Origin of the sequence: Paraburkholderia fungorum (assembly GCF_046026025.1) — a bacterium.
GTDB lineage: Bacteria > Pseudomonadota > Gammaproteobacteria > Burkholderiales > Burkholderiaceae > Paraburkholderia > Paraburkholderia fungorum_E.
Map to the genome: position 1 here is coordinate 134,320 of NZ_JAQQFL010000007.1, position 19,524 is coordinate 153,843.

At 63.8% G+C, this 19,524-nt stretch carries 14 protein-coding genes; 8 read left to right on the forward strand and 6 right to left on the reverse strand.

Features of this window, described 5'->3' with window-relative positions; genetic code table 11:
• Positions 1 to 35 precede the first annotated feature (35 nt).
• Entirely contained in the window at positions 36 to 1,880 is a 1,845-nt protein-coding gene (gene sctC, locus PQR67_RS10630) for a type III secretion system outer membrane ring subunit SctC (protein WP_408458017.1), read from the forward strand.
• Here the strand turns inward: sctC and PQR67_RS10635 are convergent.
• Positions 1,867 to 2,898, reverse strand: a complete 1,032-nt coding sequence (locus tag PQR67_RS10635; RefSeq protein ID WP_408458018.1) for a response regulator transcription factor — start codon at positions 2,896 to 2,898, stop codon at positions 1,867 to 1,869. The two genes, sctC and PQR67_RS10635, sit on opposite strands and share 14 nt — an antisense overlap.
• A 623-nt stretch (positions 2,899 to 3,521) precedes the next feature.
• On the opposite strand from PQR67_RS10635, the gene PQR67_RS10640 reads away from it, so the two are divergent.
• On the forward strand, positions 3,522 to 4,622 hold the full coding sequence (locus tag PQR67_RS10640) for an aromatic ring-hydroxylating dioxygenase subunit alpha (RefSeq protein WP_408458020.1): 1,101 nt from the start codon (positions 3,522 to 3,524) through the stop codon (positions 4,620 to 4,622).
• A 46-nt stretch (positions 4,623 to 4,668) separates the two neighbouring features.
• Here PQR67_RS10640 and PQR67_RS10645 read toward each other — a convergent pair whose 3' ends face one another.
• Genes PQR67_RS10645 through PQR67_RS10660 form a run of 4 tightly spaced genes read right to left on the reverse strand, consistent with a single transcriptional unit; the run spans position 4,669 to position 10,626 of the window.
• Positions 4,669 to 5,415, reverse strand: a complete 747-nt coding sequence (locus PQR67_RS10645) for a class I SAM-dependent methyltransferase (protein ID WP_408458023.1) — start codon at positions 5,413 to 5,415, stop codon at positions 4,669 to 4,671.
• 4 nt (positions 5,416 to 5,419) lie between these two features.
• Positions 5,420 to 6,325, reverse strand: coding sequence for an aminoglycoside phosphotransferase family protein (locus PQR67_RS10650; RefSeq protein WP_408458025.1), 906 nt, complete (start codon positions 6,323 to 6,325; stop codon positions 5,420 to 5,422).
• Positions 6,326 to 6,335: 10 nt separating this feature from the next.
• Positions 6,336 to 9,848, reverse strand: coding sequence for a hypothetical protein (locus PQR67_RS10655; RefSeq protein WP_408458027.1), 3,513 nt, complete (start codon positions 9,846 to 9,848; stop codon positions 6,336 to 6,338).
• A 31-nt stretch (positions 9,849 to 9,879) separates the two neighbouring features.
• The gene (locus tag PQR67_RS10660; protein ID WP_408458030.1) at positions 9,880 to 10,626 is read right to left on the reverse strand and encodes a DUF3455 domain-containing protein; all 747 of its coding nucleotides are present in this window, start codon (positions 10,624 to 10,626) and stop codon (positions 9,880 to 9,882) included.
• Positions 10,627 to 10,937: 311 nt separating this feature from the next.
• Here PQR67_RS10660 and PQR67_RS10665 point away from each other — a divergent pair, with 311 nt between their 5' ends.
• The 6 genes from PQR67_RS10665 (at position 10,938) to PQR67_RS10690 (ending at position 18,254) form a co-directional block, all read left to right on the forward strand.
• Positions 10,938 to 12,062, forward strand: a complete 1,125-nt coding sequence (locus PQR67_RS10665; RefSeq protein WP_408458032.1) for a cupin-like domain-containing protein — start codon at positions 10,938 to 10,940, stop codon at positions 12,060 to 12,062.
• A 187-nt stretch (positions 12,063 to 12,249) separates the two neighbouring features.
• Positions 12,250 to 13,077: a hypothetical protein gene (locus PQR67_RS10670; RefSeq protein ID WP_408458035.1), complete on the forward strand. Its 828-nt coding sequence runs from the start codon at positions 12,250 to 12,252 to the stop codon at positions 13,075 to 13,077.
• Between the two features lie 178 nt (positions 13,078 to 13,255).
• Entirely contained in the window at positions 13,256 to 15,487 is a 2,232-nt protein-coding gene (locus PQR67_RS10675; protein WP_408458037.1) for a glutamate cyclase domain-containing protein, read from the forward strand.
• Between the two features lie 82 nt (positions 15,488 to 15,569).
• Complete coding sequence (locus PQR67_RS10680; protein ID WP_408458040.1) at positions 15,570 to 15,965, forward strand: CesT family type III secretion system chaperone; 396 nt, start codon at positions 15,570 to 15,572, stop codon at positions 15,963 to 15,965.
• 6 nt (positions 15,966 to 15,971) lie between these two features.
• Positions 15,972 to 17,975, forward strand: a complete 2,004-nt coding sequence (locus tag PQR67_RS10685; RefSeq protein WP_408458042.1) for a DcrB/PsbP domain-containing protein — start codon at positions 15,972 to 15,974, stop codon at positions 17,973 to 17,975.
• 33 nt (positions 17,976 to 18,008) lie between these two features.
• Complete coding sequence (locus tag PQR67_RS10690; RefSeq protein ID WP_408458045.1) at positions 18,009 to 18,254, forward strand: hypothetical protein; 246 nt, start codon at positions 18,009 to 18,011, stop codon at positions 18,252 to 18,254.
• Here the strand turns inward: PQR67_RS10690 and PQR67_RS10695 are convergent.
• The gene (locus PQR67_RS10695) at positions 18,227 to 19,426 is read right to left on the reverse strand and encodes a cytochrome P450 (RefSeq protein ID WP_408458048.1); all 1,200 of its coding nucleotides are present in this window, start codon (positions 19,424 to 19,426) and stop codon (positions 18,227 to 18,229) included. The genes PQR67_RS10690 and PQR67_RS10695 overlap by 28 nt on opposite strands.
• Between the last annotated feature and the right edge of the window lie 98 nt (positions 19,427 to 19,524).

Consider the following 19,524-nt stretch of genomic DNA (forward strand, 5'->3'; position numbering starts at 1 on the left):
GCTGCGACCAACCTACAATAATCGTGGATCCCTCGATGAACAAGAAACGGCTCATCTGCGCCGCCTGGCTGGCGGCGTCTCTGGCAATCGCGACGGGCGGCCCTGTTGCCGACGCGGCGACGATTCACTGGCGCGGTTCGACGGTCCATATTTCGGCGGAAGGCAAGGACCTCAAGGATGTCCTGCGCGATTTCACCGCGGGTCAGGGGGTGCCGGCGACTATTTCGGACGACGTGCATGGCACGGTGACGGGGCAGTTCGATATGTCGCCGCAGCGCTTTCTCGACACCCTCGCCTCGACCTTCGGTTTCGTCTGGTTCTATGACGGCAACGTGCTGTCGATCAGCGACGTCAATACCGTGACGCGTCAGATCATCAAGCTCGACTATGCGAGCACGGCTGACCTGCGCGCCGCGCTCGACCAATTGCACGTCGCGAATCCGCGCTTTCCCGTCATGTACGACGCGAGCCAGGGCACGGCGCTCGTCAGCGGGCCTGTGCCCTATGTGCAACTGGTGGCGGAGCTCGCGCGCCGGCTCGACGACAATGCCGGGCAGCGCACGGGTTCGGAGGTGCGTGTGTTCGCGCTGCATCACGCGTGGGCGGCCGATCACAACGTCGAGATCGACGGCAACTCAGTGACCGTGCCCGGCGTCGCCAACGTGCTGGCCGGCATGTACCACCCGCAAGACAAGAGCGGGAGCAGTAACAACGGCGGCGAGCGCAATGCCATCGTGCCGACCATGCGCCGCCTGCAGCCGATGCAGGACGTGACCGGCGGCATGAATGGCGGCGGACTTCAGAACGGTGTCACGCCACCGCCATTGCCGGCCGGGATGATGGGCGCGGGCGGCTCCACGGGGCCCGGCCTCGGCGGCTTGCTGAACGGCATGGGGGCGGGCGGCAGCGCGGCGTCGGGCATGCCGGCATTGCCGGGTTACGGCGGCGGTGTGAGCGGATCGAGCAACTCGGGCGGCGGGGGCGACATGGCCGGGGCCCCCGGTGGCGGCACGCAGTCGTTGCCGGTGATCGAGGCCGATCCACGTACGAACTCGGTACTGATCCGCGATTTGCCGCAACGCCTCGCGCAGTACCGGACATTGATCGATCAACTCGATGTGAAGCCGAAGCTGATCGAAATTGAAGCGCACATCATCGAGATCGACGACAACGCGCTCAAGCAGATCGGCGTCGACTGGCGCGCTCATAACAGTCACGTGGACTTCCAGACCGGCAACGGCAATACGCAGCAGAACGGGTACAACGGCAACATCGATCCGATCTTCGGCACCTCGACGCTGGCCGACGGTTCCACGGTCATCAACACGACGCCCGCGGGCGCGTCGTTGACCGCGGTCCTCGGCAATGCCGGGCGTTACCTGCTCGCACGCGTGAACGCACTGCAGCAGACCAATCTGGCGAAGATCGACGCGAGTCCAAAGGTCGCGACCCTGAACAATGTCGAGGCCGTGATGGACCAGAAGACGCGGTTTTTCGTGCGGGTGTCGGGCTACACGTCGGCTGATCTTTACAGCGTTTCCACCGGTGTCTCGCTGCGGGTGCTGCCGCTTGTCGTCGACGAGAACGGCGCAACGCAGATCAAGCTCAACGTGCACATCGAAGACGGTTCCGTGACCAACCAGCAGGTCGACAACATCCCGATCATCACCACGAGCACGATCAATACCGAGTCGTTCGTGGGGCAGGGTGAGAGCCTGCTGATTGCGGGCTACCGCGTCGACAGTACGACCAATGGCGAAACCGGCGTACCGGTGTTGTCGAAGATTCCGCTGGTCGGCGCGCTATTCCGGTATCGCGACGACGAGCGCAGCCACATGGAGCGTCTGTTCCTGCTGTCGCCGCGCATCATCGAGTTCTGAATGCGGGAGTGAGGGGCAAGGGGCGCGCCGTGGATGTGGCGGTGGCGCAGCCGGCAAAGGTCGCTTCGCAGGCGGGGTTGGACCAGGGCGGCGCGTTGCGCGCGGTCGCGCTATCCGGCGGATGGATTTCCGCATGCGGTGTTTCGTGTAGTGAGCACACTTTCGCTTCGTCGCGTTTCACCGGTATGGCCCGCTGCGCAAGCGCCGCCAGCACGGAAAGTGCATGGGACTGTGCTTCGATGCAAGCGGCGGCCTCCACGCCCTCGTTGACGGCGCTTGACGGCGAGACACGCGCAACCCGTCCCTGCTCGGCGAGATCGGCGGGTGCCGCGATCGCTTCGACGCGATAGCCGTGTGCATACATGGTCCGCAGATAGACCCCGTGTGCGCCGTTGAGATCGAGTTTCTTGCGCAGCTTGTAGATATGTTGCTCCAGCGTGCGTCCCACGATGTCCTCGGAACTGCTCCACACCGCGCCTGCAATCTGACGGCGACTCACGTACTCGCCAGGACGCGAAAACAGCAGCCACGCAATCGCGAATTCGCGTGATGTCAGCCGCACCGGTTCGCCCTCGACGAGTACCTCGCAAGTGCGGCGCTCGAGGCGGTACGCCCCGCACTCGAGACGGTCGTCGGCGTCGGCGGCCTGGAGCGGCTGGAAACGCCGCAACGCGAGATGGACGCGCAACACCAGTTCACGCGAATCGACCGGCGAGAGCACGACGTCGTCCGCGCCCGCATCGAACAGATGCGTGATCTGGGTACGGTCGTCGCGGGCGCCGACCACGATCAGCGGTGCACGGCGGTCGGCATAGCAGGCGCGCCGGGCTAACACCGGGCGCAGTGGATTGACACCCGTATCGGCGTCGATGAGGATCGCGCTGTACTCTTCGCGATATACCGAACGCGCAAGCGCCACGTCATCGTCAAACTGCCTGCAGGTCGCTCCGTCGGCCTCGAAACACTGACAGATCAACCTGAAAAGCGCCCCGCTTCGGGTCATTACTGCGAGTTTCATTTTTCCTCCGAATGGTCCTGGCGCGCGACGGACTCGTCCGCGACGGGAGCAACTGCCTGGCGATGGGGAGTTCGTTGCGAATGATCGGACAGTAGAGCTACAGATGAATCAAGGGTGTAACGGTTTGTTTCATTTAAATTGCAAAGCGTCACCAGGCTAATTTTCGGTCACACATAGGCGAACTGAGCATCGCATTTTGTGAACAACTTATCGTGAGTTAGCGGTGAATTAGCTCACTGATATGGCGTGAGTATTTCTTTCGCATTTTCCTAAGCTTACGGTCGATTCGACCGGGCGGAGGTCAATCGCCCGTCCTATCGGGCCTGCGATGAGAAATCTTTCGAAATTGAAAGTAAAAATTAAGCTAATTGAGGTTTTGTTTGCTGTTTGAATATTCATTGCTTCCTGCAAGTTCGTTTTTCAAAACATCAGGCCGCATTGAGCCGGCGATCTGTATGTCGCGTATTGCATGCGTATTGCTATTTGGGAAATATTTACGAATACGGCATTCGTGAGGATTGTTGAGCGTGTGGCTGTGCCGCTTGCTTAGGATCGAATCTGCAGGCTGCCAGCACGGAGCTTACCCATCAAGCTGCGCAGATATCCGCCACGGAGCCCATCCAATGCCGTTTCTATCCAGCGCCTGGTATGTCGCTGCATTTAGCCGCGAGGTCACCGTAGACGCGCCGTTTGCGCGCACGTTGCTCGACCGTGCGGTCGTGCTCTATCGCGAGGCGAGCGGCGCGGTGGTCGCGCTCGACGATCGCTGCCCGCACCGCTTTGCGCCGCTCTCGCGCGGCCGCCTGATCGGCGGTGCGCTCGAATGTCCGTATCACGGCCTGCGCTTCGGCGCGGCGGGTACCTGTGTACTCAATCCTCACGGCGATGGACGTGTGCCCGCCGGGACGGTGGTGCGGCACTATCCCACCCGCGAGCGTTACGGCGCGATCTGGATCTGGCTTGGCGAAGCCCGCGAGGCCGTGACGGTGCCGCTGCCGGATTTCGAGTTTCTTAACCCGCTACACAATTTCACCTGCGACGGGTATCTCTTGACGCAGGCGAACTATCAGTTGAGTGCCGACAATCTGCTTGACCTCAGTCATTTCCAGTACCTGCATCCGGACACACTCGGCAGCGGCATGATGGCGCGCGGCACGGTGCAATCGGCAAGCGAGGGCGACATCGTCCGGGTGCGCCGCGCGATGCGCGGGGAAGTGCTGCAGCCGTTTGTCGGGCAGGCGTTCGGCATACCGGATGGCAAGCCGGCGGATCGCGATCTGGACGTGCGCTGGCAACCGCCGGGTCTGCTGACGATTACGGTGAGCGTGCGCGAAGCCGGGGCGCCGCCGGAAATGACGCGTGTCGGAATGTCCGCCCACTGGTTGACGCCCGAAACGGCCAACAGTACCCATTATTTCTTCGCGTTCGGATTGCCGCGCGAGATGGGCGACGAGGGCGAGGCGCTCGTTCAGTTCTCGGTAGAAGGCTTGATGAAGCCATTCCGCGACGAGGATCTGCCGATGCTGGAAGCGCAACAGCGGGCCATCGGCGAGCGCGATTTCTGGTCGCTGCGCCCGGCGCTGTTGCCGATCGACGCGGGGGCGGTTCGCGCAAGACGGATCATGGAGAGGTTGATTGCCGACGACCTCGCGTACCTCAATGCCGCAGCGCCGGGCGCACAGCAGCGTATTGCGGGCTGCGTTGGCGAGGTGTCGGGCCTATGAGTCGGACCTATGGGGCAGACCTATGAGTGAGGCCTGCCGGTCAGACTCATGAAGCGGTCCGGTAGCTGATCATCCACCAGCGCCCATCGGCGCCCGTCGAATAGACCGGCTGCTCGGCGATACCCGTAAGCAGACCGGCGAGTTCGGCTTCGGTCGGAAAATTCTTGACGATCTCGAAGCGGGTGCCGTCGAGCAAGGCTCGCTCCTCGAGCAGGTTGCCTTCATCGTCGCAACGCCGCTTGCCGTGCCATTCGTACGGCAGTTGGTCGGCGAAGACGACCCGCGCACCCGGGGTCAGTTTGCCGTGCAGTGTGCTCAGGAAGGCCGGAATTTTCGACTTCGGCATATGCGACCACCAGAACAGCGCGAAGGCCGCGCTGAACGGGCCCGCTACGCCTTCGAGGGAATACGCGTCGGCATGCTGGCATCGGACGTGGTCGCTCGACGCCATCCTCGCTTGTGCGAGCGCAAGCGAGGCCGCGTCGCGATCCGTGGCTAGTACAGAACGCGCCGTTGCCGCGACGATGCCGGTCCAGTAGCCGGTCCCGCACGCAAGTTCGAGTGCGTCGTGGCCTTTGAGGTCGGCCTGAAGGCGAGCCTGCAGCGAAGCGAGATGCCGCTCGACGAGGGGCGTTCCATAGCCTACGGAGACGTCATATTCCGACGCGCGTGCTGCGTAGTACGCTGCGTGTGGGTCCGCACGAGGCCTCTCGACATTGGCCTTTGCATGCGCATTCCTCTCGTGCTGCGATGGCGCATCGATCGGCTGAGGGTGAATGTCAGTGGCGGACATGGTCTTATTCCTCCTTGAGCAGTTGTTCGGATAGCGGCAGCAAGGCTGCCCGCTCGGCGTTGCCGATGCCTTCGCTCAGACGGGCCAAGGCGGCCAGCGGGAGCCAGCGTGCCAGGCGGGCGGACCCATCGGGGAGACCGGCAAGCTCGAAGTAGCGTTTCACGTACGTATCGTGAACCTGCCGGCGTGCCGCCTCTTCACGCGGCGATATCACGTGTGCTTCCGAGGTACGCCCAAAAAGAAGGAGAACCGATGTTTTCGCCAGGTCGCCGATAGCGCTGCCGCGTTCCGCGGACATCCAGTCAATCAGTGAGACGGTTCCGTCACGGCATACGAGCACATTCGCGGGATGGAAATCGCCATGGCAAAGGCACATATCAGCCGCATCGTGAGCATCGCGTATTGCCAGCGCGGCAAGCGCGTGCAGCGCCGCGGCGCGAAGCCGACGCGGCAGGTCCGGCGCCGCCTCGATCGACCAGCGCAATTTCGCGTGCTGGGGCGGCAAGCCGTACAGCCGCGTGTGAGCGCCGGCCTGGATACGATGCGTCGCGAAATGAAGCTCGGCCAGTTGTTCGCCGCTGCGCGCAAGGGGAGAGCCACATCCGCTCTGACGCATTGCACTGACGATGGATTGCCCCCTGGCGCGCCGATAGAGCAATCCGTGGCGTCCCGCGACCGCGACGATTCCACCTGAAGACGGCACACGAAACGCCGAATTCTCGTAGGTTGCGCGGCATACGCGGTCGACGAGGCTGGCCTCCAGTTCGATCTGCCGCAACGGATAACCCGGGCGAAACAGCTTCACCACCCAACCCGGCGACCATTCGAACACCTCAGACGTGCGACCGACACCAAGCGGGGCTGTACCCGCTGCGAGTTCGAACCTCGGCGTGGCGAGCGCTTCACTCACGGGCACGCTTCTAGACACCACTAACCGGCGCCGGGCTCGCGCTACCAGCCGGAGAAACCGCCTGGCGCGGCGTGACCGGTTCCCACATCGTCAGTCCGATGCCGCTTTGCGTCTGTTCGTGCGAGGCGCGCACGCCATATTTCCAGCCCTGCGAACTGCTGCGGGTCGTCTCCCGCAGCCCGTACAGTCCGAGTGGCCGCCATGCATGCGGGTCGTTCAGTTCGTTGTCCATCTTCTTTTCCAGCGCACGCAGTTTCGCATCGATAGCGGCGCGCGCGCGTCGGCTCGGGGTGTTGCTGCGTTTTTCGATTAACTGCTTGCTGAGCGTCAGATAGTGGTTGAGTTTCGGCACGCGTTCTTCCTTGATGATCCAGCGCTCGCCGAATGAGAATTCGCCGGACGATTCATCCTGGGCCTCCCCAATCACCTGTTCCAGCCGCTGGGAGCCCACGCCGTCTACCCAGGCGGGATTGGCGCGAATCGCATGGCCCCAGTCGTCCGCGTTGCGATACATCACGTCGCGCAGCATGAATTCGGGCACAAAGCCGCGATTGTCACGGGTCAGATAAACATAGCCGGAACGCCCGACGCGCGCGAACTCCGTCGTCGTCGCCGCGAGCGTCTTGCTGGCCGCGCTGAAGGATTTCACGTCGCCCTTGCCATCGCCGTCAGGGATCAGGCGCGGCGCGAACTGCGCGCCGGCGCCCGTGGTAACGGTGTTCTGAAAGAGGGTCGAATCGACGACGTTGGTGAACTCGCCCGCTTCGGTGCGATTGCCGCCTGCGAACAGCGTGGTGTTCAAACCCGCGTTGACGTAGATGCCGATGCGATTCGGCGCATCGGGACTGTCGTCGACGTTTGCGCGTACAGCGACACCGGCAACCGGGGTGGCGGTGACGGTGGTTGCACCGTAGGTCTGTGAGGACAGCGAGATGCGCGGATTGTCCGCCGTGAGTTCCGCGAGCTTTTGCATGAAGCCTTCCGGCGAGGCCGACTGCTCGATCGCATCCCAGTAGGCGTCGACCATTTCGCTGCTGTCGTCGCGCCACTGATTGGGCTCAGGCGTGCGACCGAGACGCGTTGCCGAGGCGCGGTGCGCGCGCAGCACAACCGTATCTTCGCGCGATACCGCGCCGTTGACGGCGGCGGAGGCCACCGCGCCGGCGATGCCTTTCACCTTGCCAATCTCGCCGGCGATGCCGAGAAACCCCTGCGCGCCAAGCGACGTGTTCAAACGGTTGCGCGTGCCGAATTGCATCTGGCCGCCGTCATACGCGGTACCGACCGCGTAGACCGCGTCACGGCCGCCCATTGCAGCGAGGATCGGCCCCACCGACGTCAGCCTGACTTTGGTCGGCAGATTGGCCCAGAGATTCGCGTCGAGCCCGAGCATGCCGCCGTCGTAGGACGTGTAGATCGTGCCGAGGACGTTTTGCTCCATCAACTCATGCTGCTGGTCACGCAGATTTTCTGTCGAGATGCGTTCGAGCGGCGCGATACCGGGTTGGGTGGTTAGTTCGCGTGCCGCGTCGAACTTCTCTCGCAACGGTTCGGCGCGTGCCGGGTCGTCCTGCTTCATGCCGCTCGCCGTTGTCCAGCGGCCGAGGGCGGCGAGCGTGAAGCCGGTTTTCGCGTCGTCGCTCGCGGCGCCCTGGGTCATCTCCTTGACGAAGGCGTCGCGCTGCGTCCGGTCGTCGAACAGGTCCAGCGTCTGCTGGATCAAGGCATCGTTTGTTCCCGCACGCATGCTTTCGACGTTGGCACGTGCGTCCTGCCACATCCGCTGCGCTTCGCGCCGGCCGATGCTGAACGATTCAGGACGGCGTTTCTGCAACTCGCGCGGGGCGGCATTGGTTGGCACGTCGGGGCGGGCTGCGTGCCATGTGCCGAGGCGGCCGACATTGAGCGCCATGGTCATCAGCGTGGCTGGATTCGTCGCGTGCGGCATTTGCTGCCGGCTGTAGTCCAGCAACTCGGTGCGTACGTCGATGAGCGCGGTGTCGTACTGGCCGCGTAACGTGTCGAAGAACGGCGCGTCCGCGCCGAGCATATTCGGGGTCGTCCGATAGGGCGTGCGCTGCTTGCTGAAGGCGCGCGGCACATCGTGTGCGGCGAGCGCCACGCGCGCCTTGGCGCGGGCCATGCGCTGCGCGGGAGGCGCGCCGTCGATCGAACCCATCGCGCGATCTTTCAGCGCCTGCCGTTTCGCACCCAGTTCGACCCACTTCGTGCCGCCCTCGTAGAGCAGGTGCGAGGCCTTGTCCAGCGGCGAACCGCGGCCGCTTTCGTCGAAGCCCCATTGCCAGGTCCGGTAGGCGGTGATCTGTTCCGGTGAACAGGCGCCGATGTCGTGAGTGCCGCCGGGTGCGTCAGGCAATTGCCGGGCGGCTGTCAACGCGAGCGCCGCTTGCCGCGCGCGGGCGTCGCCCAGCAACCGGTCGCGCGTGCGGTCCTGATTGAGCGCCGCGGGTGTCGCGCCCAGATTTTTCTCCAGCGTACGCAGCTTGTGGCCAGCCTGCAGGTAGACCAGCAGCCGTGCCGCCTTGCCGTTGCCGCGCTCGCAATCGGCTTGCGCCGCGCCGTATTGCAGACGCAATAGCGCGTCGAGCGCCGCACAGCGCGTGTGCGCGAGATCCTGGGCGCATTGCCATGCTTTCTCTTCAATGGCTTCGTTCGGCACACTGGCGCGCGGGTCGTCGATATCGAGCGGTTCCTGCAAGCGCGCCAGGATCTGCGCCGCGGTCCGCGCATCGCCGTCGCTTGCCTGCGCGAGGGCGTTCGCGAGCGGCATCGTGCAGTCGCGGGGCAGGCGTTCGACCCTGTTCGCCAGCGCCGGGTCGGCCTGTGCGGGGCTCGGTGGGTGCTGTGTCAGCACGTCGAGCAGCGCGTTCAATGCTTGTCCATGATCGGCCAGCGCCTGCGGGTCGTTGCCGTCAGGCGGAGGAAAGAGCGCGCTGACCGCCAGCCTCGGAGTTTCGAAGCGCGTGTCGAGATCGTCGGCCCACGCGCGTGCTTCAGCGGTCAATTTACGCTGGCGCGTGCGGGTCAGAAACGATTTGATTGCCCGCGGACTCATGAACTTCGGCACCGGCACGCCCCGGCTTGCCGCGCCATCCGTAACCAGATGCGCGCTCGCGCGCTCGACTGAGCTGCTGCCGAGCCGGCCACCCTGCGGCCCCATGCGCACCTCATTGCGCGCTGGCGGCGAAGGTTCGGGGAGCGGCGTTCTGCGCGATGGGCGAGGTAGTGAGGCGTCGCCAAGCGGATTGGTCAATCCGCCTGCCGAGACCGTGGTCGATTCGAGCCTGGTGCGCGTTGTCGAGCTGGTGCGAAAGAGTCGTGTGAGGGGGTTGTGTCTGACGTTATCCGCAACCTGCGCGAGTCCGCCAAGTGGCGTGTCGGGCGCCGCGCCGCCTTGTGGCGTCGATGCCGGTGTGGAAGCCGGAGTGCTGGGCGGGGTCGACGCATGCGCGCTGCTGCCCGGCAACAGCGTGCTTAGCCACGACACGGGACGAAAATTCATCAGCTTCTCCGAAACATGCAGCGGTGGCGCTTTATTGCCCTTGAGCCGGTGCCGTGCCCGGCGTTTCCGCGTGTGACACGACCACGGCGGGATCGGCAACCGGCGTGGCGGCGGCATTGGCATCGGCGGCGGCTGGCTCCGCGGCCCGATAGAACAGATACGTCGCGGTATAGGGGACGAACAGCGACATCCCTTCCTGGTTGCACGAAGGGTCGGGCGGCAGGCCGCCTGAGGTTCGCACCCGCTGCACCGAGCTGGTTTTCGCAAAGCGCCCCTGACCTTGCCGCTCGCCTGCGTTGAATTTCGCGGTGAGGCGCTGCCACGGCAGCGCACTCGTCGTGACGATCTCTTCGGCCGTTACGCGGCCGATCACATAGCTTCCGTCGTAGGCCGTGAAATAGCGCCCGGGTGCGACCGTGCCGACGCTCTGCCGTGCACCGTCGACCAGCGTCGCTTCCGAACCGGTTAGAACCCACGACAGTCGCTCGCCGTCGCGACGGCAACTGTAGGTCGTGTCGCCGACGGCGGTCAGCGCATCCTGAAGGATTTCCTGCGGCGTCGCGCGCAACGACGCGGGCAAGGTTGCGTTGGCCGGCGGGATCTGCTCAGCCGAAGGTGGCCGGGCACAGGCAGCAAGCAAAGCAATGAGCGCCGCAGCCGATGCGCTGCGAACCGCCCGCGACGCGCAACGATCCCGGCTCAAAGCCACGATGTCGCACGAAAGCACGATGAAACGAAGCGCGAGCAGCTTACGTAGTGATGTCGTGAAAAGTTTCATCGAAACGGCAGGCTCACCTGGGGGCAAGGTACGAAGTACAACTCAAAGAAGGCGCGGCCGCCGCATGCGATCCGAATTTTTGAATGACCAGACGCACCGATGCGCAACGTCGCGTGCATTCGCGGCATTGCGCCCGGCTTCGCACGCGACCAAGCACGCCGCGGGTGCCAGCCGGAAAGTATGGCTTCATCCGACTCTGGCGCCCGAACCTTGACGAGCCTCGTTCTGAAATCCATTCCGCACAGACGGACCGGCACCCGGGTTGCCGCTCAGTCCGCGACACGATTCGCGCCATTGCGGTGCGGGGCGCAATGATGGACGTGAATCGCCACGAGCGTGCCTGGCCGTCGGCGCAGCTTGCGCAGTTGCTGTACGAGCGCGTCGCCGAGCATTACTTACCCACGGCGCGACCGGTAAGCGTTGGTGTCAGGGTGGCGGATGCGCCTGAACTCGATTGCAGCTTCATGCTGGGTGAACGGCTGACGATGTCACGCACCGTCGCGCCTGCCGATGCCGTCATCACGCTGACGCGCCGCGCGCTGACATGGGCCCTCGCTGAACCGGCCGCGTTCGACTGGCGCAACGCGGTCTTTCTGCGGGCTTGCAACGGGTGCTTCCACGTGGATGGCGAAACCCGTTTCGCTCACTACTGGCTGCAACTGCTCAAGCGCCCGGAACCCGCTGCGCGCGTCGCGCTGGACCGCGCGCGGGCGGTCGCGCCGGCGGCGCTCGCGACTGTGCGGGCTACAGCCATGTGCGACCGGGCGGCGATGCTCGACGCCGTGCTGTGCAGCACGCCGCTGCATCTGCAAGGGGTGCTCGACTGGCCGGCGGTGCGATGGGATTCCGTCGAATGGGATGCGCGCTATGGCGACATCGTGTTGCGCGAGGCGGCGCCCGGCGGTGATCCGCTGCGGCTGCGTGATGTGTTGCCGAAGCCCGACAGTTCGCATGATGCCGGGCGTGGCGATCGGCACGGTGCCGTGCAGCCCTATACCGACGGATGCCTGCTGCCTGAAAAGCTTGCGCCGTTGTTTGCGTTGCCCGGATTGCCCACTGACGCGTTCAGTGCGGCCCAGCTATGGAGCGGGCGGCGGCGCGACGGCTTCGTCACAGGTTTGCACTGTGATATCGCCAGTTCCTTTCTGGCGCAGGTATATGGGCGCAAGAAGGTGCGGCTGTTCGCGCCAGGTCAGTGCGATCTGCTGTATGTCCTCGGCGCGTTCAATTCGCATCAGCTATGCCGCGTCAATGCCGATACGCCGGACCTGGCGCGCTTTCCGCGTTTTGCGCAAGCAACGCACGCTGACGTGATTCTCGAACCCGGCGATCTTCTGATCGTGCCGACTGGCTGGTATCACTGCACGTGGGCGCTCGACGATGTCCTGTCGGTCAGCCGGTTCATGCGTGACGAGGTGGCGCAGAGCCTGACATAGCGCGCTCGCAACGAACAAAACGGCCGGTTCGAGTTTCGTTTTTTCATTCGTCGCTGCGCATGCCACCCTGCTGTGATCGTCTCCTCGTTCTAAGGTGGGGGACGCCTCAAAGTGTGTCCACCGCATCGGCTGTTCAATAACAGGGCGCGCTGCGAAGCCGCCCGCGCACGCCGCGAAAGGAATTGTCATGTCGAATAGCGCAATTTCCGCGTTATCTTTTTCGCCCACGTCTTTCCCGACGTCCTATGACGCCGCTTCATTTCAGCAAGCACCCGGAGCGCAGGGCGGAGACGACACGGGCTACTGGACGTCGTGGCAAAACAAGATTGACAGTTCCAGTTCGAAATGGGACGCAGCGGGCAGTGCGTCGAATAGCGCCCTGGATGACGCACTACAGCAACTGCTGGCCGCGCTGATGGAAGTGATGAGCGAATCGAGTTCATCCGATGGCGCTTCGGGTGGCACAGGGTACGGAGGGGGAAGCGGAGGAGGAGGCGGTGGCTCCACGTCCGCCCGCCGCGCGAGCCCGTCTTCGGGCGGTGGCAACGCGGCGGGTTCGGGCCAGCAGGGCGATCTGAACGTGAAGCGAGCCGGTTCCGGCAACCCGGCGGGTATTGCCGAAGGGCTGCTCAATACCTCGGCGGCCAACATCATGCAGAACCAGCAGGTGCCGATGGATAAGGGCATTCCGACCGACGTGTGCTGCGCGAACTTCGCCTCCGCCTGCCTCGTCAAGGCCGGTGAGCTACCGGATTCGCAGCACACAAATAGCGTCGGTACGCTGGCCGGCGAGCTCAAGGGCGACGGCTGGCATGACGAAAGCAGAAGCCAGGCAAAAGCGGGCGACGTATGTATCGTGGGCGGCGACGAACACGTCGAGATTGTCGCCAGCAATGACAACGGCCGCATTACCCTGGTAGGTTCGAACAATACGGACGGCGGTTCCGGTCCGCAGGTCGTTTCGTACGATAACTGGACTGGCAATCAGGACGACGTTCAGTTCCTGTCGCAGTAACGGATAGCGACGCGGCATCTCGTGAAAATAATATGGTTCGGTATCCTTGGTTATATTCGAAATGCAGATTCGTTTGACCGTCGCTGACGTCGCCTCGCCGAATATGACAGCTCCATTGCGCTCGTAGAGTGGCCCCTTGCTGTATCCCCGATATGACGATACGGAAGGGTGTCTGACTATGGATGGAAAAATCACTGGACCGGGTAACCCCGATCCGGAGCGCAACATCGGCCGGACGGGTGAGCCTTCGGAACCGCCGGCCTCGCCAAAGCCCACCGTGCAGCCCAAGGGGGCGTCCGCGCTGAAACGCCTTGCGGATTCCGCGTCGGCGAAACAGAAACAGATCGCTGCAAAGTTTGGCAAAGGCAGCGATGCCAAAGCGCCCCCCGCGGCCGCAGACGACACCGCACAACAGGAAGCACGGGTATCCGCGCGGCTGGACCGTCTGCTGACCGCGAACGACCTGCGCGACGTTTCCCGATTTCACGTTGAAGGGGGTGCGCTGGACGCGGCGAAAGCGCTCGAACACGCCAACCAGGTGATGATCCTCACGGGCTTCTCCGTCGACCATACCGATCCCACGGATCCCACCAGTCCAGGCTTACCGGAGACCGATGGGCCACCGGGCGCCGCCGCGCTTGCACACGCGCTGTGGGAGCTCGGCAAGGTGGTCACCTTCGTCACCGACAAGGCCAACGAACCAGTCTTGCGCGCGGCGGTGAAGGCGTTGAATCCGGAGGCCGAGCGATATGCCCGCTTCGACATCATGGACGCATCGCATGCGGGCCATGCCGCCTCGAAGCAGGCGGACGCGCTCCTCGACAAGCATCGCCCCGATGCGGTAGTGGCAATCGAACTGCCCAGCCGCAACGAAAATGGCGATCGCCTCAATATGCGCGGTAAAAACATTAATGGCTTCAACGCGCCGGTCGACCAGTTGCTGATCAACGCGAGAAAGCGTGACGACATCACGACCGTCGGTGTCGGTGACGGCGGTAACGAAGCCGGCATGGGTGGCCTGGAAGGCATACCCAAAGCGCTCGATGGCGCAACGATGGCCGCTGCGGTGCCGGCCGATCATCCGGTAACGGCATGGAACTCGAATCTGGGTGCGACCGCGATTGGCGCGGTCATGCTGCAACGTGCCGGCAAACTCGGCAGTTTGCTCACGGGCGAACAGCAGGACAACACGATTCGCGCGACGATCGAAGCCGGTGCGGTGGATGGTGTCACGCGCGGTCGCGAGGTCAATCAACCCACCGCGGATGGCAGGAACTACACGGGCGTCGATGGGCACTCGCTCGATGTGCATCGTGGCATGCTCGAACTGCTGCGGACCAATGTCGCGCAATTGCCGCAAGGCGGGATCGTGGCCAAGCGCTCGCCTGACCACGACAAGCCGTTCCTGGTCGGCTTGTTCGATTCGGGCAACGGCGGGTTGATTGCCGCGCAGAATGTCGCCAAGTTTCTGAAGTACCGGATGGCAGACAAAGTGCGCCTTGTGATCGTAACGGATCATGGCTCGGGCGCGTACGGTGGCAAAGAGCACGACGAACTCGTTTCGCTGGTCGGCAAGGGGTTGAAGACCAGCGAGGATGTCGGCGTGGACGTCATTGCGATGGCGTGCAATACGGCCTGCACGGCGTTCCCGACGGCGAGCGACGGCATCTCGTTGCCGGTGCTCGATCTGATCGAAACGACGGCTGAGCAGATGGTCAATCACGGTGGGGACCGGCCGGCCATGCTGTCGACGCAAAAGACCGCGGAATCGCCCGATTACCCTTCGAAGATCGCGCAATACGCACGCGCCGGCGTCGACCAGTCGAAGCGCAACGTCAGGCTGCGGGACGACTACGCGATCGGCGCACCGGGCTGGGCCGAGCTGGTGAACAATCTCGATCACCTGAGCGACGACCCCGTAGTGTCGCGCGGCGTGGACGCCGCCGTCGCGCAGTATGTGGACCGTGTGCCGCGGAATGCTACCTCGCTGTGGCTGTGTTGCACCCACTATCCGGCCCTGAAGGAGCGCATCGAAAAGCGGCTCGAAGAGCGCGGCATGGGCCATATTCCAGTGATCGATCCGATGGAGTATCAGGCCGACAGGATCATTAGCACTCTGGAAGATGACAGCATCATTGTTCGTCAAGACCGGCTCGCCGTGCTCTCGCCCGTGGTGTTGACGACCAGCACTGAGCCGGGGATGGTGGAGCGCTCGGCGCAGAAGCTGCTGGATGCAACGGATACGCAAGTGGTTCACACGCAGTTCGGCGACGGTCACACGATCGAATTGATATCGCCGTTGCGCGTCGGCCAGAAGAGCGTGACCCAAGGGCGTCCGAGGCCGCATCGGCTGCATCCGAAACGCAAACCGGAGCAAGACGATCATCCGCCCGGGCCGTCATCCACATAACGTAGCCATCGACTCCATCAAGCGTACCTGGTCCGATTGATGGAGGAGCGCTTTCCCCATTTTGTCCGCGAGCGAAATTCCCATGAACATTTCCGAATACAAGCGTGTTGTCCAGGAACTCTGCAAGGTGGTCGGCTTCGGCTCACCGAAGACGCTGCTCGACGGTGGCCGGCTGAAGATCGACGACTATCTCGTGTCGCTGATCTATGACGAAAGCGTCGATCCGAATCTGCTGCAGGTCTATATCGACATGGGCCCGCTTCCCGACAACCAGGCTGCTTCCTACAAGACGTTTCTCATGATCAATTTCAAGCTGAGCGCGAGTCAGCGCGGCTCGCTTAGCGTTCATCCGCAAACCGGGCATCTGTTTTACTCGTTCCGCTACCGGCTCGATCAACAGGCTTCGGGTCAGGCGCTGCTCGATTCGCTGATCCGTTTCGTCGGCGACGTGGGGCTCGAGGCGTTGGCGACGGTCTGAACGGCGATGGTCAAGGTGCCTTCCGGGAACGGCCCCGGCGCGTTCGATGAGCAAAGCGGCGATGCGCGCAAGGAGGCGGCGTCGTCCAACCCGCCTCCGAAGCGAGCGCGGCCGTCTTCCGTGTCGGGCTTGAACGCGCGATCCCGGGATCAACCCGATGAGTCGAAGCGTGCGGGGCCTGCGCAGGCTGCAGGCGGTACAGGTTCGACCACACCCGCAGCGCGCAGGCAGCGCGCGTTGCCGGCCCTGACTCGTGCGAAGACGGGCTCTGCGGCGGTGCCCGACACCTCGCAGACGCGTGACGCCGACGCGGAAGACGTCAGTCGCGCGCTTACCTTGATCGCGGCAGCCAATCGCGCCGACGTGAAGCTGTCCGCAAAAGACATCGCGTATGGGCTGGGATACGAGCGGGCGCCGGTGATGGGACGCCGTATCGATGCGATGAAACATCGTTTGCCGCGTCTGAAGAGCCGTTGCGACCGGCTTCAGGAGGTGGTCGACCATCTGCATCAGCGCGCAACGTGGGAGCAGCAGGAGGGAGAAGACCGGGCGCGTCTTACCGAGTGGCTCGGTACCCAGGGCGCAGAGGCGCGGGCCAGCCTCGACGTGGATCTCGCCGACTCAGGCGGCGTACTGACGATGCAGCCGCTAACGGTGCGTGTGCAACCTTCTGAAGGTGAGGCGTTCGATGCAGGACACATGCTGTCGTGGCCGCCCGAGGTGCTCGCGGCATTGCCACCTGAACAACGCGAGTGGCTCGATGCGCGGCGCGACGTATGGAATGCCTTAGGCGTTGAAAGTGGCCCACAGGTGCCGACATTCGTCGACGATCATTTCGAGGTTGTCACGTTCCGGGCCGACGGCGACATGCCACGCGAGATCGAACGGCTTGTCGAACTGAGTCCCGCGGCGAAGCGCACACTGGACAAGCTGCAGCAGCAGGGCGCGACACTGCAGTTTGTGAAATGCAAGCAGACGCCGGACGGCGTGCTGGAAGCGATTCGCCATGTGGCGACGCATTCGCAGCACAATTTCGTGTCGAACTGGTTGCCTGATCTCGTCAAGGCGGACATCGAACCGACGGTGATTCAGGCGGATCGTGACCGCATCAACGAAAACCATCCAAAGCAATGGGCAAAGTCCCTGGCCAAAGTGGATGACACCAGTTTCAGGGGTCAACTGCTCGAGCGCCAGTCCGCCGGGGAGTTGGCCGACAAGCTTGATTTCACCCGTTCAACCGGTCTGATCCGCACCTTGTCCGGCAGCGTCATGCGCGTGACGGCAAGCACCGGCGATGCTGTGTCGAAGCGCGAGCTTGCCGCCTTGAACGCAACGCTTGGGTCCATGTTCGGACGCGAATACGCGCACCGCCTGTTGACCGCCGACGACGCCAACAGCACCTCGGAAGGCGCACAGGCGATCATCAAGTCGTTGGCCGTGATGGCGCCGACGGTGGAGATCGTGCAGGACGCGTTGCATCTGGGTGGCGTCGCCAGGTTCATCGCGGCCTCGGGCGACGACGTCATGGCTGAAGCCGCCGAACTGTCGGCGCTGCGCGGCGCGGGCATGACACCGGCCGAAATGCGCAAGCGCGTCGTGTTCCTCGCACCGTTCGCGGCGGCGGCGCTCGCCGCAGCCAGTTCAATCGACGAAGTCGCGCACAAGGCCGGCGAGCGGGTCGGCGGCGCGTTGTTCTCGGTCGGTGCGGTGCTGTTGTCCGCGGTGACCGGCATCATGTCGGTCAAGTATTTTGCCGGTCAGTATCGCCAGTTGGAACAGGACGGCAAACTGCCCGGTCATCTGACGCTTCCGCCCGAGTTGCGCGAAAGACTCGACGAGTTGAGCGAGATGGATTTGTCCAAGGACCGGTTGATCACGATCGTCGACGACGCCCTGGCAAGTTGCGGTGCGGAACCGGCCGAGCGCGAGGCGGTGCTGGCGCGCATGCATAACCTGGACGCACCGGAGATTGCAGCCACGTTTCTCGAACAGAGCAAGCCGGTGGGATAGCGCGAAGCCTGGGGTGCGGGCGCGCGGGAAGCGATGGGCATCAATCCGGCACGTCTTGGACTGACTATCGGCACCTACACCTCTCCGCTCATGGGCGCGGCACTCGGGCCGTATTTTCTGCATCAGCCGGTTCTATACGCGATCGCCGGGTCCTACGAAACCATTGTCGGCGCGGCGTCGATCTGGGCCTACAAGCGCACCTTCGATGCGCGCTGGAACCGGTACGTGAACCGGCAGGAAGCGTCTGAAGATCAGGACGGCCGTTCGAGCCAAAGCTGATCGAAACCATGGAACGTGCCGCGTTGCAGGCGCCGTGATTCGACGGCGCTCAGTTGCAAGTCGGGCAGACGATGCAGCAACGCGCGCAGCAGCGATTCCAGTTGCATCCGCGCGAGCACGACACCCATGCAGCTATGCGGGCCTGCACCGAACGTCAGTGAGCGGCCCTGCGTGCGTGCGAAGTCGATCTCGTCGGGTGAGCCGAATTCGTCGGGGTCGCGATTGGCCGCGCCCAGCAGCAAGGCGACCAGTTCGCCGCGCCGGATCAGGTGGCCGGCGAATTCGGTATCTTGCCAGGCATAGCGAAAGATTGCCTGAACGGCGGGATCGTAGCGGTACAGCTCGCGCACCGCTTGGGGAATCAGCCCTGGGTCGTCGCGCAACGCGCGCCATGCATGAGGGTGGCGCAATGCGGCGGCAATGCTGTTGCCGATCGACAGCAACGTCGTGCCGTAGCCCGCGATGAACAGAAACAGAATGTTGACGAGCATCTCGCGGCGCGTGAACTCACCCTCGTGTTCGAGGTGCAGAAACCAGGCGATCGGATGCTCAGGCGAGCGGGTCGGATCGATCGCGCCGATGAGAGCGTCGATGTGGTCCAGAAAGGTTTGCGTCTGCGCCACCGCATGAGCCCGCTGCCCGCTGCTCAACTGGGCGCCGCTGATCAACTGCCATGCGCCCATGGACGCCTGCAGATAGTTCGCTGCGTTCGACACCGGAAAGCCGAGCAAATGGCAGATCGTGCGCAGCGGCAATACGCTTGCCACTTCGGCGACGAGATCGAAACGCGCGGCGTCCTGCAACGGTTCCAGCAGGCGCGCAATTTCCGCATCGATGAAATCCTGCAGCCTGGCGAGCGATCTTGGCGAGAAGAGCGGCGCGAGCAGGCGCCGCAGGCGCTCATGTTCGTCCGCATGCTGGAACACGATCATGCCGGCATAGCCGAGCGGATCGTCAGCCGTCAGATCCATCGCTGGCGGGCGCGCGGAGAAGTTGCGATCGTCGAGCAGGCGCGTGATCAGCGCGTGCGACGAGAGCAGCCAGACGCCGCTCGCATCGCGATGCACGGGGCAATTCGCACGCAGGTATGTGTACACCGGATACGGATCGTCGTATCCGCTGCCGATGATCGACGGCAGGACGCTGCGCAATTCCAGATCAGGGGTGTTCAAAGTCGGGTCGGCTCAGTGGGCAAAACTCAAGCGCAATGCGCCGAACAACGCAACCCCGCGCCTGGCTCCACTCCGGAAGTCAGGCGCGGTGCTCGCGC